Raw genomic sequence first — 15002 nt, 5'->3', positions numbered from 1 at the left:
GCTTCCTCCGATCCGTCCCCGGCGGGGCGCCGCCGGGTGCGGAGCTTTCGGATCGGGTGGAGTGCGCGGGCACCGGGGGCTGCGGGGTCTGAGGCATCCCGGCGAGTTGGTCAGGATTTCTCAAGGGTCGGCATCGGCTGCCGGAGCGGCGCGAGGTCGCGCAGTCGCTCCGCCATGGAGTCGGCGATGTTGACCGGGGCCAGCCGGGGGGCCCGGTGCGGCCCCATCGCGAACTCTGCCAGCATCGCCTCGGCGAGACTCGCCGGGTCGCCGGGGCGGCACCGTCGGCCCGTCGCGTCGGTGCACAGATCGTCGGCGGCGCCGACCACGTCGGAGACGATGATCCTGGTGCCGAAGCCGAGCGCCTCGTTCACCACCCAGCCCCACTGTTCGTAGGTCGACGGCAGCACGAAGACATCGGCTGCGGCGTACACCGAACCGACCTTGTGCTGCGGCATCGATCCGAGGAAGTGGCAGTCGTCGTGCCGCTGCGCGTAGCGGCGGATCTCCGGTTCCAACGGGCCCTGCCCGGTGATCACCAGGGCGGTGGCACCGGTCGGCGTCCGGGTGCGAACCGTGTCGTACGCCGTCAACAGGTCGTCCAGACCCTTGACCGGATCGAGTCGCCCGACGAAGGCGAAGACGAACCGTCCCTGCAACCCCAGCCGTTCCCGCAGGGCCGGTGCGTCCGCCGCGCCGTCGGGCAGCCGAGGCAGGGAGTACGGGATCAGATGGTGTCGGTGCAGGCCGAACGACTTCCAGTAGGCGGCGTTGGCCGAGCCGATCGTCCACACCTCCGGCTGCCCGAGCAACGTACGCAGGTACCAGCGCTTGGCGAGCCGCCGGGCGGGCGACCGGGGCAGTTCGAGATGCACGTTCGCGGCGGCGCGCAGCACCAGGGGGAGTCGGCGGAGTCGGGCCAGGAGGATCGCCATGATCCTCGCGGTACCGCGATAGCCGAACACGCACACCACCCGCAGCCCGGGCGCCAACAGCATCCGGCTCAGGGCGAGCCAGGCGCGCGGGTTGTCGAGGACCTCGCATTGGTGTTCGATGGCGACGTCGCCCCAGCCCCGCGTCTTGTCCGGACCGAAGAGATAGAAGACTCGAACGTCCTCGGACAATGTGCGGTGCAGTCGGTTGAGGGTCGGGGTGTGGTGCGGCGTCGGGCATTCCAGGATATAGATGATCATCTCGTCTTTGGCCTTTCCTGGCTTGTGCACGACCGTCGACCGGCGGTGCCAGGAGCGTGTCGTGTCGTCCCGTCGGCACCGGAGTTAACTTCCGGATAGGCCAAAGGTCACGGGAATCCGTGAATTGCGTGCGGGAAACGTTTTTTGCCGAAGTTTTCTCAACGTTTTTCCGGGCCGGGCCGCGGTACCGCTCGGCGGACAACTTTGTCGACGCGGCCGGTGGCTGTCCATTTTGTGTTTATTGTGGCGGTTGTGCAGGGCTCATTCCAGATCATGGTATTCGCGGCGGCCGTGGCGGTGGCCGCCCTCGGTGCCGTCGTGGGCTGTCGGCGCTCCCGCCTGGCGGGCCACGTGGACCCGTTTCACCCCCTCCTCTTCCCCTCGATCTATGTGGCCGTGGCATGCCTGGCCCCACCGCTGTGGCTCTCGCTCTCGGATATCGACCTCGGCTACCTCGAGTCGTCGCTCATCGCCCCGGAATCGCCGCAACTCATGGCGCTGGCGGTGCTCGGCTTCACGCTCGGCGCCGCGATCCCGTTCGCCCGCCGGGTCGCGCTCGCCGACGACGCGATCGACCCCCGGCTCCTGGAGCGGGCGGGAATGGTCATCATCCTCGTGCCGTTGGGGTTCGCCGCCCACAACTACCTCAACAAGGCCGTGCTCACCCGCGGCATCGGGCAGGACACCGTCACCCTCATGGACAGCATCTCGGTGGTGAACGTGATCCTCGGGCTGACGGCGGTGATCCTGATCCTCGTGGCCCGCTTCCAGCAGGGCAAGAGCGTGCTGTCGGTCTCCGAGGGCAGCCTGGTGGCTGCCCTCGTGGCGTTGAGCGGGCTGAACGGCCAGCGACATTCGGCGCTCGCCATCCTGATAGCAGTTCTCGTCTTCATGACCAGGAGGCGGGGTGCCAGCATCCGGGCCGTCCTTGGACTCTCCGCGATCCTGATCTTCGCGTACGTCGTCGTGCTCTACCGGGTGACCGTCATCCTGGGCCCTCGCCCGGTGCCGGTCACCTCGGCGTTCGTGCAGGACCTCGGCTCGGTGACCTTCACGACGGGGATCACCGCGACCCTGATGAGTGGTGGTCCGTACCTCGACGGCGCCACCATCTTCGCTGGCCTGATCCGACAGTTGCCCGGCCCGGTGGCCAACTCGATCTTCGGGCCGCCCGTCGACACCGGTGCCTTCCAGTTCCGGCTCCGCTCCGGCCTCACCAGCGACAGCACCGGCTACGGGTTCAGCCTGCCGGCCGAGGGAGTCATCAACTTCGGCACGGTGGGCGCGTTCATCGTGCCGTTCGTGGCGGGTGTACTGATCGCATGGATCTATGCCAGGTTCTCGCCGCTCGGCGGTCGGTCGATCAACGTGCTGTACGCCGTGGTTGCCAGCACCCTGCCCTACGGCTTCCGGTCGGACACCCTCGGCGCCGTCAAAGGGGTGCTCTATCCGGGTGTCCTTCTCGGCTGCGCGTTCGCCGGGGCGGCGGCCGCGCAACGCGCCCGTCGTCGACGTCCGCCGGCGGTCCGGACGGCGCCGGGCCGGTACCGGAGCGAAACCGGGTTCGCCGATCGGCCGGGCACCTCCGGAGCGGAGGTCGTTACGTGTGCCGTCTCCCGGCGTTAAAACCGTGGCGGCCGGGAAACGCGAACGGACTGGTCCGGCTCGCCACCCGTGCTCGGGGACCAGTTCGGTGAGGTGGGAGGCCCAGGGTGGAGCGGGGTACGCGAACGCCCGGCGCCTTCGCGGGTGCGCTGATCCTCGCGTTGCTGCTCGGTGGCCTGTTCCCTGCCCTTCTCGCCAGCGGCGCCGGCGGAACACCCGCCGCGCTCGCGGTCTGCGTCCTCGTGCTGGTCGGCGCGCGGCTCGGCTGGCTGATCGGGATCGGCGAACGGCGGCTCATGGAGTTCAGCTTCTGGACGTTCACCTATGTCTTCCTCGGGCTCGCGGCCCTCGTCCAGTTCCAGACCGCCACGTTCTCCACCTCCACCCCCTGGTTCGACACCGCCTACAACGACGACGCCATGTGGGCGGTGCTGATCGGGTCGTCGGCCGCGATGCTCGGCATTCGGTTGGCGGCCAGGGGACCCACCGCCGACGCACCGGCGCGCACCCCCCTGGTCGACGAGCGGCGCATCCACCATCTGGCCGCGCTCGGCCTGCTCCTGAACCTGTACTACCTGATCCGGGTCGGCCCGGGCACCGTCCTACTGACCCGGGAGGAGCTGTGGGCCGCCCAGGTGGCCAGGTGGCCGGGTAACGGGCTGACCGCTTTCGTGGTGGCCGTCTTCACCCTGCCGCTGCTCGTCGTCTTCATCGGACTGCTCGGAGTCAACCGCCAGCGCACCGATCGGGGAGAACCCCCGCGATACGCACTATTGGCCGTCGTCGGCTGCGTCCTGCTGTTCTCCGTCAATCCGATCAGCAGCCCGCGCTACTACAGCGGCACGGTGATTCTCAGCATGGCGGCGGCACTGGGCGCGTACGCCACGCCGTGGCGCGTCCGAGCCTCCGCCTCCGCCTTCCTGGCCGGCCTCACGCTGCTGTTTCCGCTCGCCGACGCGTTCCGGCGGCAGGGTGGCGTGGAGACTCGCTTCGCCCCGTTGCAGGCGTTGACCTCGGGAGACTTCGACGCGGTCATCCAGATCAGCAATTCGGTCGACATCATCGCCAGGAACGGGATCGAATGGGGATGGCAGTTGCTCGGCGTCCCCCTGTTCTGGGTGCCCCGGGACAGGTGGTCGGAGAAGCCGGCGGCCACCGGCAGTTACATCGCCGAGCAGATGGGATACCCCTTCACCAACATCTCCTCCCCGCTGATCGCGGAGTTTCTGATCAACGGTGGCTGGCCGCTACTGATCGTCGGGATGTTCGGCTTCGGCTGGTGGGTACGCCGCCGCGACGACCGCATGGTCCAGATCGGCCTGCTCGGCGGAAAGCCGTCCGGGATGGACTGGATTCTGCCGTTCTATCTGATCATCCTCCTGCGTGGATCGCTGCTCTCCGCCGCTCTCCAGTTCTCCGTCCTCTGGGCGGCGTCCTGGTTCATCCGGGGTCGGCGGTCCGCCGGGTCCGAGGGTGCCGCCGTGCCGGGCCGCACCGGTGCGCACGGCGGGTCCATCCTGACCCATCAGACCAGCGGGTAGGCGAGGCCCCGGGAGCGCCGGTGGCGCCGGGGGGAGGAGTCAACCCGGCGCCGCCGTTGTCGCGCGGATCGTCGTTCAGCCGACGGCGACCGGGCCGGGAACGCCAGCCCGATGTGCCCGCTCGGTCGCGGCCCGTACCTCGGCGTAGTAGGTGGCGCGGCGCCGGCCTGTCACCTCGCCGGAGTAGTCGCGGGCCCGGGCGAGGTTCCGCGCCGAGGCATCCGCCAGCCGCTCGGGATCCGCGAGTAGGCGTCGGATCAGCGCGGCCAGCCCGGGCACGTCGCCCGGGGTCACGAGGTAGTCGGCGGGCAGCAGCTCGGGGATTCCGCCAACGGTCGAGCCGATCGCGGGGAGTCCGCGCGCCATCGCCTCGATCAGTGCTCTGGGTAGGCCCTCGGTGCGGGACGGGAGGACGAACAGGTCCGCGGCGTCGAGCTGGTCACGTACCGCCTCGCCGGCCGAGAGCGTTCCGGTGAACACCACCCGGTCCGCCACGCCGAGCCGGGCGGCGAGCTGCTGGAGACGGGGGAGGCACCGGCCGTCGCCGACGTGTACCAGCCGCACCGGAGGATCCGTCGTGGTGAGCCGGGCGAGCGCCTCGACGAGGGTGTCGATCCCCTTGTACATCTGCTCGAGACTGCCGACCGAGATGAGCGTGGCCGCCCCACGGGTCCGTTCGACGGTCCGGGGGCGGTCGACGTAGGCCGAGGCCGGGAAGTGTCCCTCCGGTATCGACGCGGCTGTCGCGGACATCCGGGTCGGATACCGCGCCTGCAGGTAGGCGTCGGTCACGTACGCCGCACCGATCGCCGCCGCGCACTGGTGGCGCAACTGCGCGGTGTACCTCCGGCGGAAGAGGGGGCGCAGCGGATGACGCAGCACCCCGGGGGCGAACACGTCGTACGGGTCGGCGATGACCTCGAGGGCGTACGGCAGGCCGTGCCGGTCACGTTCCGCCGCCAGCAGGGAGCCGATGGGTGACGGTACCCGCAGGAGTACCGCGTCCGCCGGAGCTGCCGCCGCCCGTACCGCCCGCCGGATCCGGGTCAGCCGGCGCAGGTACTGGCGTGGACCGAGGTAGTACGGCACGGGCCAGAGTTCGACGGCCGGTCCGTCGACCCGCTCCGCCCCGTCGGGTGCGGTTGCCACGTCCATGGCCCGGGCGACGATCCGCAGACTGTCGAACGCCGACAGGTAGCGGGTCCAGAGCTGGTACGTCAGGCCACCCTGGGTCCACACGGCCCCGTCCGGCGTGCGTAGGAAGCGGGTCTCGTCCGTCACGACAACTCGCATGGTCCATCCTGTCCGTCGATCCGGTCACCGTCGGGAACGTGGTAGCGGTAGTGCCGCCGTCTCCGATCCGGCGCACAACGCCTCGTCCGATCCGGCCCAGAGTGCGGTCATCGAGTCGGCGAGGCCGTGCCGCGGCGCCCAGTCGAGCGCCTTTCCGGCCCGGGAGATGTCGCCGCACATCCAGGCCACTCCCGAGGAGCGGGCGGCGGTCGGGGAGAGCTCGTCGGAGCGGAACTCGCCGGTGAACCCGGCGGCCCGGGCGAGCATCTCCACCGCGTCCCGGGTCCGTACCGCCAGACCGCTGGCCACGTTGTAGACCCGTTCGGCCGGGTCGACCGCCCGCAGGACGGCCTCGACGGCCTGCGCGACGTCGCGCACGTCGACGAAGTCCCGGTGCGTGTCGAGCAGGCCGAGCGCGATGTGGTCACGCCCGTTGTCGACGGCGTCGCGGAGCAGCCGGGCGGTCCTGCCGAGCACGTTGGTCACGGGCAGCCCGGGGCCGACCGGATTGAACACCCGCAGCACCACCCCGTCGACCCGACCCGCGGCCGCGGCGATCTCGACGAGCCGGGTCGCGGCGAACTGGCTCACGCCGTAGTCGCTGATCGGGTTGGCCGGGTCGGTTTCCCGGACGGCTTCTCCGGGCCGGACCGGGCCGTACTCGGCCGCCGAGCCGAGCCGGACCAGTCGGGCGTCCGGGGCACCGGCGGCGACCGCCTCGATGAGCTTCCCGGTGACCCCGGCGTTCGCGGCGACCATCTCGTGGCCGGCGCCGGAGACCCGGCCGGCGCAGTTGACCACCGCGCGTGGCCGGGTTCTCCGCAGCACCGCCGTCAGCGCCGGGACGTCGACGTCGACCAGATCGCACTCGGCTCGACTCGGGCAGACCAGTTCGGCGTCCGCCGCGAGCAGCGCGGCAACGTGCCGGCCGATGAAGCCGGACGCGCCGAAGAGCAGGACCCGGCTCACCGTCCGGTCCTCGCGGCGCTCGTCGTCCGGTCCTGGCGAGGACACCAGCGCCGGCGCCATCCGGTGCGACGGCGGCCGCCGCACCTGGCGGGCGGGCAGGCGGTGGCCAGCATGTGCGGCTCCTGAACGGATGCGGGGGTCGACAGCGGAGATACCGTACCCACATCTATCCGATCGGACCCCGTTATGTCCGGCGTTTAAAATTTTTCCATGATTTACCGCCTATGCGTGACTCGACGTAGCTCGGCTCGTTGACCGGGATGTCCTTCCGTCGTCCGAGCCGTCCGGGCGAGTAACGAGCAACAGGAGAACCAGTGACTGCACCCATGTCCGGACGCCGGATACTGATCACCGGCGGCACCGGCTCCTTCGGTCAGGCAATGGTCCGCCGGTTGCTCGAGGGCGATGTGAGCGAGGTCCGGGTACTCAGCCGCGACGAGGCCAAACAGGACGCCATGCGGCGGCTCCTCTGCGACGGTCGGGTCCGTTACCACGTCGGTGACGTGCGCGACCTGGACACCCTGGCCCGGGCCACCCGGGACGTGGACCACGTCTTCCACGCGGCTGCGCTCAAGCAGGTCCCGTCCTGCGAGTTCTTCCCACTGGAGGCGGTCCGTACCAACGTGCTCGGCAGCGCCAACGTGATCGAGGCCGCCGAGCGCAACGGGGTGGGCTCGGTCGTCATGCTCGGCACGGACAAGGCCGTCTACCCGGTCAACGCGATGGGCATGACCAAGGCCCTGATGGAGAAGGTCGCCCAGGCACACGCCCGGAGCAGCCCGCGCAGCCGCACCACCGTCTCCAGCGTCCGGTACGGCAACGTGATGTTCTCCCGGGGCTCGGTCATCCCGCTCTTCATCGAACAGATCCGGGCCGGCCGGGCGCCCACGGTCACCAACCCGCTGATGACCCGGTTCCTGATGTCGCTGCCGGAGTCGGTGGAGCTGGTCGAGCACGCCTTCCTGCATGCCCGGCCGGGCGACGTGTTCATCCGCAAGGCCGCCGCCTGCACCGTCGGGGACCTCGCCATCGCGCTCTGCCAGCTCTTCGACGTCCCGGCCAAGCTCGACCTGATCGGGGTACGGCACGGCGAGAAGCTGGACGAGACGCTGGCCAGCCGCGAAGAGCTGAGCCGTGCCGAGGACTTCGGGGACTTTCTCCGGGTTCCGGTCGACGACCGTGACCTCAACTATGCGCGCTACGTCTCCGAGGGAGACCCGACCGCGCCCAGCGGCGTCGACTTCAACTCCGCCAACGCGACGCAGCTTTCCGTACCGCAGATCATGGAGCTGCTGCGCACCCTGCCGGAGGTGCGTGCGGAGCTCGCCGCGTGCGATCCCGCCCTCGCGTCATGAGGCTGGGCCTGACCGGGGCCGGCGGCTTCCTCGGCTGGCACGTGCGGGTGCTGGCCCAAGCCCTGGGCTGGCCGGACCCGGTGACGCTGAGCCGTGCCGATCTGGCCGACCCCGCGCTGGTCGCCGAGCGGCTCGCCGACGTCGACCGGGTACTGCACCTGGCCGGGGTGAACCGGGGCGACCCGGCGGACGTGGCCGCCGGCAACGTGGAGTTGGCCGCCGCGCTCCTGCGCGGCCTGCGGCGCTGTCCGTCGCCGCCGAAGACGGTGGTCTTCGCCAACTCGGTGCAGGCCGGTAACGGCACACCGTACGGCGACTCCAAGGCGGCGGCCGCGGCCACGCTGACCGGCGTGGCCGAGGCGGGCACCGCCCTGGTGGACGTACGGCTGCCGAACCTCTACGGCGAGCACGGTCGCCCGTTCTACAACTCGGTGCTGGCCACCTTCTGCCGGCTGCTCGCCGACGGCGGGGCGCCGGAGGTCCGCCAGGATCGCGACCTCGACCTGGTGCATGTGACGGATGCCGCCGCCCGGTTGGTCGACGCGCCGCCCGGCGGTTCCTGGGACGCCGCCATGCCGGCGCTGCGGATCGGGGTCCGGGAACTGGCCGACCTGCTCGCCGGCTACGCCGCCGGTTACCGGACCGGTGACATCCCGCCGCTACGCGACCGTCATGAGGTGCGGCTCTTCAACACCTACCGGTCACACTGCTTCCCGGCGCACTGTCCGATACCGCTGACCCGGCACGCCGACGCGCGCGGTGAGCTGGTCGAGGTGGTCCGGGCGTACGGCGGGGCGGGTCAGACGTTCTGCTCGACGAGCCGGCCGGGGGTGACCCGGGGCGAGCATTTCCACCTCGCCAAGGTGGAGCGCTTCGCGGTGCTGCGCGGCACGGCCGAGATCAACCTGCGGCGGGTGGGCCACGACGAGGTGCTCCGCTTTCCGGTCCGCGGCGACACCCCGGTCGTCGTCGACATGCCGACGATGTGGGTGCACAACATCGTCAACACCGGGTCCGACGAGCTGCTGACGCTCTTCTGGACCAACGAACCCTTCGACCCGTCCCGGCCGGACACCTATCCGGAACCCGTGGCGGCGCCGCGCGCACCGGCGGTGGTGGGTCGATGAGGATCGGGATCGTCTCGCAGTGGTACTCGCCAGAGCCGATCTTCATCGCCGACAACCTCGCCGCGGAACTGGTCGCGCGTGGCCACACCGTACGGGTGCTGACGGCCTTTCCCAACTATCCGCAGGGCCGGATCTATCCCGGTTTCCGGCAGCGCTGGGGGTACCGGAGCACGACCGGAGGGCTGACCCTGCACCGGGTGCCGATCTATCCGAGCCATGACAGCTCGGCGGCGCGTCGGGCGATGAACCTGCTCTCCTTCGCGGCGACGAGTTCGATCGCCGCGCTGCGCCACCTCGCCGACGTCGACGCGATCTACGCCTACAGCCCGCCGCCGACGACGTTCGCCGGGCCGGCGCTGCTGGGCAGGATCCGGCGGATTCCGACCGTCCTGCATGTCCAGGACATGTGGCCGGAGTCGGTGACCGCCTCGGCGCTGGCCCCCGGTGGCCGGGTCGGCCGCGCGATCGACAGTGGCCTCGCGGCGACGATGCGGCGCATCTACCGCGCCTCGGCCGGCATCGCCGTCATCGCGCCGTCCATGGCGGAGCTGGTGGTGGAGCGGGGCGCCGACCCGGGCCGGGTGCGGGTGGTTCTCAACTGGACCGACGAGCGGCTCTTCCGGCCGGAGACGCCGACGGACGCCGCCCGGGAGGCGCTCGGGCACCGCGGGCGGCGCACGATCATGTACGCCGGCAACCTGGGCCCGTTCCAGCGGGTCGGCACGGCGATCCGGGCCGCCGCGGCCGTCGCCGACCGGGTCGACCTGGTCTTCGTCGGCTCCGGCACCGAGGAGCCGCAGGCCCGCCGGCTCGCCGACGAGCTGGGTGCCGGAAACGTGCGTTTTCTCGGCCGGCAGCCACCGGATCGGATGGCCGAGCTGTACGCCGCGGCCGACTATCAGCTCATCACCCTGCGGGACCTGCCGGGGCTGCGTGGAACGGTCCCGTCGAAGTTGCAGGCCGCACTCGCCTGCGGGGTGCCGGTGATCGTCTCGGCCAACGGCGACGCCGCGCGGCTGGTCACCGCCGCCGGGGTGGGGCTGGCCTGCCCCGCCGAGGACTGGGCGGCGCTGGCCGACCGGTTCGCGATGGCGGCCGCCACCGGAGACGACGAGGTGGCGGCGATCGGGCGGCGGGCTCGCCAGGTCTACCTGGAGCGGATGTCGTTGCGGGTCGGGGTCGACCAGATCGAGGACATGTTGCTGAAGGCTGCCGCGACGGGAGGCCGTGGATGACCCGGGTGATGACGGTGGTCGGCACGCGTCCGGAGATCATCCGGCTGTCCCGGGTGATCGACCGGTTGGACCGGACCCTCGACCACGTGCTGGTGCACACCGGACAGAACTGGGATCCCGCGCTCTCCGAGGTCTTCTTCCGGGAGCTGCGGCTGCGTGAGCCGGATCGGTTCCTGCGGGTGGAAACGTCATCCCTGGGCCGGGTCCTCGGTGGGGTGCTGGTCGGTGTGGAGGCGGCGATCGCGCGGTCGCGGCCGGACGCACTGCTGGTGCTGGGCGACACGAACAGTTGCATCGCCGCCCTGATGGCGCGGCGGATGCGGGTGCCCGTCTACCACATGGAGGCCGGCAACCGGTGTTTCGACCTCAACGTGCCGGAGGAGACGAACCGCCGGCTGGTCGACCACGTCGCCGACTTCAACCTGGTCTACACCGAGCACGCCCGGCGCAACCTGCTCGCCGAAGGGCTGCATCCGCGCCGGATCCTGCACACCGGTTCACCGATGGGCGAGGTGCTGGAGCACTACCGACCGGATATCGAGCGCTCGACGATCCTGCACCAGCTGGAACTCGAGCCCGGCAACTACTTCGTGGTCAGCGCGCACCGGGAGGAGAACGTCGACGATCCGGACCGGCTCCGGCGGGTGCTGGACTGTCTCCGTGCGGTCCGGGACGCCTGGCGGCTGCCGGTGCTGGTCTCCACCCATCCGCGTACCCGTAAGCGGCTCGAGGCACTGGCGGAGGACGGCACCACGCTGGACGGGATCGCGTTCCACGAGCCTTTCGGGCTCTTCGACTACGTGCGGTTGCAGACCCGGGCCCGATGCACGCTCTCGGACAGCGGCACCGTCAGCGAGGAGGCGGCGATCCTCGGCTTCCCGGCGGTCACCCTGCGGGAGTCCATCGAGCGTCCTGAGGCGCTGGACTCCGGCGGGATCATCATGACCGGCCTCGACCCGGCGGGGGTCGTCGAGGCGGTCGCCGTCGCGGTCGACCAGGTCGCGGCCTCCGGTACCCCCTGCCCGGCCGACTACCAGGTCCGCGACACATCCCGCCGGGTTGTCGACTTCATCCTCTCCACCGTCCGGCGCCATCACGCCTGGGCCGGCATCCGGAACTGACGCGGCCCGGAGTGGCAGACCAATTCCTGTTCGTGGAGGAGGGTGCCCCTTTGACTGATAACGTCTTTTCCATCACCTAATACCCGATATGAGGTGGAGCTTTCCCGTGGTACGTTTTCGCGCCATCCCCCGAGCGACGACGACGTCCGGCAGGTCCGCGGACGCCCATGCCGGCTACGACCGGTTCAAGCGGGCCTTCGACCTGGTCGGTGCCGTCCTGGCGTTGATACTTGCGCTGCCGATCATGGCGGCGGTGGCCCTGGTCATCCTGCTGACCCTCGGCCGGCCGGTGCTGTTCCGGCATACCCGGCCGGGGCGCGACGGCGAGCTGTTCGACCTGATCAAGTTCCGGACCATGCACCATGTCGACCCGGCCCGGGGCCTGATCAGCGACGCCGACCGGCTCACCCGGGTCGGCCGCTGGCTGCGGGCCAGCAGCCTGGACGAGCTTCCGGGCTTCTGGAACGTCCTGCGCGGCGACCTGAGCCTGGTCGGGCCGCGCCCGCACCTCGTGCAGTACCTGGAGCGGTACACCCCGGAGCAGGCGCGACGACACGAGGTGCGCCCCGGGATCACCGGCCTGGCCCAGGTACGCGGGCGCAACCTGCTGAGCTGGGAGGAGAAGTTCCACTACGACGTCTGGTACGTCGATCACCGCTCCCTCGCGCTGGACCTGCGGATCCTCGCCGAAACGGTACGGGTGGTCCTGCGCCGGGAGGGCATCGCCGCCCCCGGCAGTGTCACCTGGCACGAGTTCCTCGGCACCACCACGGCGGTGCCGGTCAACGCCGGTGGGGCGCCGGCCGGCCCGGCTGCTGACCCGATCAGGTCGGGCCGAGGCTGCTGACCCGATCAGGTCGGGCCGAGGCTGCGGACCGGTCTGGTCGGGCCGAGGCTGCGGACCGGTCTGGTCGGGCCGAGGCTGCGGACCGGTCTGGTCGGGGCGGCGGAGGCGTGACGCCGCAGGTCACCGACCTGGAGTACCGAGTCCCTTGTCCAGCCCGGCCCGGCGCAGCGCGTCGGCCAGCGCACCACCGCCGAACCCGCCGCCCGGCCCGCCGCCGGACCGGTTCCCGCCGCCGGACCGGCCACCACCGCCACCCGAACCACCGGGCCCCTGGCGCTGCTGGCCGGCGCGGTCGCCACCCCGATCCCGGCCCGGGCGGGGCTCCGCCTCGTCCTCCAGCCGCAGGGTGAGCGAGATCCGCTTTCGGGGTACGTCCACGTCCAGCACCTTCACCCGGACCACGTCGCCGGACTTGACCACGTCGCGCGGGTCCTTGACGAAGGTCCGGGACATCGCCGAGACGTGCACCAGCCCGTCCTGGTGCACCCCGACGTCCACGAACGCGCCGAACGCGGCGACGTTGGTGACGACACCCTCCAGCAGCATGCCGGGCTTCAGGTCGCTGATCTTCTCCACCCCGTCGGCAAAGGTCGCGGTCCGGAACGCCGGCCGTGGGTCCCGGCCCGGCTTCTCCAGCTCCTTCAGGATGTCGGTCACGGTCGGCAGCCCGAAGGTGTCGTCGACGTACTCGTTCGGCCGGAGCTTGCGCAGCACGGCGGTCCTGCCGATCAGCGCGGAGAGGTCCCCGCCGGTGCTGGCCAGGATCCGCCGGACCACCGGGTACGCCTCCGGGTGCACGCTGGAGGCGTCCAGCGGGTCGTCGCCGCCGGGGATGCGCAGGAAGCCGGCGCACTGCTCGAACGCCTTCGGGCCGAGCCGGGGCACCTTCCTGAGCGCCTGCCGGGTCCGGAACGGGCCGTTCGCGTCGCGGTGCAGCACGATGTTCTCGGCCAGCCCGGCGCCGATCCCGGAGACCCGGGTCAACAGCGGCGCGGAGGCGGTGTTGACGTCCACTCCGACGCCGTTCACACAGTCCTCCACCACCGCGTCCAGCGAGCGGGAGAGCTTCACCTCGGAGAGGTCGTGCTGGTACTGCCCGACGCCGATCGACCGTGGGTCGATCTTGACCAGTTCGGCCAGCGGGTCCTGGAGCCGGCGGGCGATCGAGACCGCGCCGCGCAGCGAGACGTCGAGGCCGGGCAACTCCTGGGCGGCGTACTCCGAAGCGGAGTAGACCGAGGCGCCGGCCTCGGAGACCACGACCTTGGTGAGGTTCAGGTCGGCGTACCGCTTGATCAGGTCGGCGGCCAGCCTGTCGGTCTCCCGGGAGGCGGTGCCGTTGCCGATCGCCACCAGCTCCACCCGGTGCGCCCGGGCCAGTCGGGCCAGCGTCTCGATCGAGGCGTCCCACTGCCGGCGCGGCTCGTGCGGATAGATCGTGTCGGTCGCCACCACCTTGCCGGTCGCGTCGACCACCGCCACCTTCACCCCGGTACGCAGCCCCGGGTCCAGCCCCATCGTTGGGCGGGTACCGGCCGGCGCGGCGAGCAGCAGGTCGCGCAGGTTGGTGGCGAAGACCCGGACCGCCTCGTCCTCGGCCGCCTGCCAGAGCCGCATCCGCAGGTCGGCGCCGAGGTGGATCAGGATCCGGGTACGCCACGCCCAGCGCACCGTGTCGGCGAGCCAGCGGTCCGCCGGCCGCCCCCGGTCGACGACGCCGAACCGGGCGGCGATCTCCTGCTCGTAGCGGCTCGGCCCGACCGGGGCGTCGTCCGGCGCGGGCGCATCCTCCGGGTCCATGGTCAGGTCGAGCACGCCCTCCTTCTCGCCCCGGAACATCGCCAGGATCCGGTGCGAGGGCAGCCTGGTGTACGGCTCGGCGAAGTCGAAGTAGTCGGCGAACTTGGCACCGGCCTCCTGCTGGCCGTCGCGTACCCGGGAGACCAGCCGACCCCGCGACCACATCTTCTCCCGCAGCGAGCCGATCAGGTCGGCGTCCTCGGCGAACCGCTCCACCAGGATGGCTCGGGCACCGTCCAGCGCCCCGGTCGGGTCGGCCACCCCGGCGTCCGGGTTGACGAAACCGGTTGCCACCGTCCGCGGGTCCTGGCTCGGATCGGCCAGCAGCGTGTCGGCCAGCGGCTCCAGCCCGGCCTCCCGGGCAATCTGTGCCTTGGTCCGCCGCTTCGGCTTGTACGGCAGGTAGATGTCCTCCAGCCGGGCCTTCGAGTCGGCCGCCATGATCTGCGCTTCCAGCGCCTCGTCCAGCTTGCCCTGACCGCGGATCGACTCCAGCACCGCCGACCGGCGCTCCTCCAGCTCCCGCAGGTAGCGCAGCCGCTCCTCCAGGGTGCGCAGCTGGGTGTCGTCGAGCGACTCGGTGGCCTCCTTGCGGTAACGCGCGATGAACGGCACGGTCGACCCGCCGTCGAGCAGGTCCACCGCGGCCCGTACCTGCCGCTCGTGTACGCCGAGTTCCTCGGCGATCCGCTGGTGCACGGAGCGCGGCTGCGCAGAGGTTGTCACGTCCTGTTCCGCCTTCTCACTCGGTTCCGCCCGTACCCGGCACCGACAGCGGCGCAGGGTTCTGGGTGCCGGAAAGCATTGTGCCGCACCCGGCGGCGGTCGCCGTCGCAGGCGGCGGCGATGCGCGGGCCGCGGCGGTGTACGGGCGGCACAACTTTACGCGCCGTCGGCTATGGACAACTGAGAGTGA

Annotated in this window: 11 protein-coding genes; 7 read left to right on the top strand and 4 right to left on the bottom strand. The window is 71.0% G+C overall.

All coding sequences use genetic code 11. From position 1 onward, the window contains the following. Positions 1-110: 110 nt before the first annotated feature. Positions 111-1193: a glycosyltransferase gene (locus tag EV371_RS22160; protein ID WP_130463754.1), complete on the bottom strand. Its 1083-nt coding sequence runs from the start codon at positions 1191-1193 to the stop codon at positions 111-113. A 219-nt stretch (positions 1194-1412) separates the two neighbouring features. On the opposite strand from EV371_RS22160, the gene EV371_RS22155 reads away from it, so the two are divergent. Together EV371_RS22155 and EV371_RS22150 are read left to right on the top strand one after the other, a co-directional pair. Beyond that, positions 1413-2819 (top strand): O-antigen polysaccharide polymerase Wzy, encoded by a 1407-nt coding sequence (locus EV371_RS22155; protein ID WP_130463753.1) that lies wholly within the window; start codon positions 1413-1415, stop codon positions 2817-2819. An 86-nt stretch (positions 2820-2905) separates the two neighbouring features. Then, a complete protein-coding gene (locus EV371_RS22150; protein ID WP_130463752.1) occupies positions 2906-4339 on the top strand; it encodes an oligosaccharide repeat unit polymerase in 1434 nt (477 codons plus the stop codon). A gap of 75 nt (positions 4340-4414) precedes the next feature. Here EV371_RS22150 and EV371_RS22145 read toward each other — a convergent pair whose 3' ends face one another. Both EV371_RS22145 and EV371_RS22140 read right to left on the bottom strand, forming a co-directional pair. Further along, complete coding sequence (locus EV371_RS22145; protein ID WP_130463751.1) at positions 4415-5632, bottom strand: glycosyltransferase; 1218 nt, start codon at positions 5630-5632, stop codon at positions 4415-4417. A 24-nt stretch (positions 5633-5656) separates the two neighbouring features. Continuing rightward, a complete protein-coding gene (locus tag EV371_RS22140; protein ID WP_349339052.1) occupies positions 5657-6646 on the bottom strand; it encodes an NAD-dependent epimerase/dehydratase family protein in 990 nt (329 codons plus the stop codon). A 269-nt stretch (positions 6647-6915) separates the two neighbouring features. Here EV371_RS22140 and EV371_RS22135 point away from each other — a divergent pair, with 269 nt between their 5' ends. The 5 genes from EV371_RS22135 (at position 6916) to EV371_RS22115 (ending at position 12286) form a co-directional block, all read left to right on the top strand. Further along, on the top strand, positions 6916-7956 hold the full coding sequence (locus EV371_RS22135; RefSeq protein WP_349339051.1) for a polysaccharide biosynthesis protein: 1041 nt from the start codon (positions 6916-6918) through the stop codon (positions 7954-7956). After that, on the top strand, positions 7953-9083 hold the full coding sequence (locus EV371_RS22130; RefSeq protein ID WP_130463750.1) for a polysaccharide biosynthesis C-terminal domain-containing protein: 1131 nt from the start codon (positions 7953-7955) through the stop codon (positions 9081-9083). Before EV371_RS22135 ends, EV371_RS22130 begins: the two co-directional genes overlap by 4 nt. Continuing rightward, positions 9080-10318: a glycosyltransferase family 4 protein gene (locus EV371_RS22125; RefSeq protein WP_130463749.1), complete on the top strand. Its 1239-nt coding sequence runs from the start codon at positions 9080-9082 to the stop codon at positions 10316-10318. The genes EV371_RS22130 and EV371_RS22125 overlap by 4 nt, the downstream gene beginning before the upstream one ends. After that, the gene (gene wecB / locus EV371_RS22120) at positions 10315-11439 is read left to right on the top strand and encodes a non-hydrolyzing UDP-N-acetylglucosamine 2-epimerase (protein WP_130463748.1); all 1125 of its coding nucleotides are present in this window, start codon (positions 10315-10317) and stop codon (positions 11437-11439) included. The genes EV371_RS22125 and wecB overlap by 4 nt, the downstream gene beginning before the upstream one ends. Before the next feature lie 106 nt (positions 11440-11545). Further along, positions 11546-12286 (top strand): sugar transferase, encoded by a 741-nt coding sequence (locus tag EV371_RS22115; RefSeq protein ID WP_349339049.1) that lies wholly within the window; start codon positions 11546-11548, stop codon positions 12284-12286. Positions 12287-12406: 120 nt separating this feature from the next. Here the strand turns inward: EV371_RS22115 and EV371_RS22110 are convergent, their stop codons facing one another. After that, positions 12407-14812, bottom strand: coding sequence for a Tex family protein (locus EV371_RS22110; protein WP_130463746.1), 2406 nt, complete (start codon positions 14810-14812; stop codon positions 12407-12409). Positions 14813-15002 lie beyond the last annotated feature (190 nt).

This window comes from Plantactinospora sp. CNZ321 (assembly GCF_004217235.1).
This window is presented reverse-complemented; position numbering and strand designations above follow the sequence as displayed.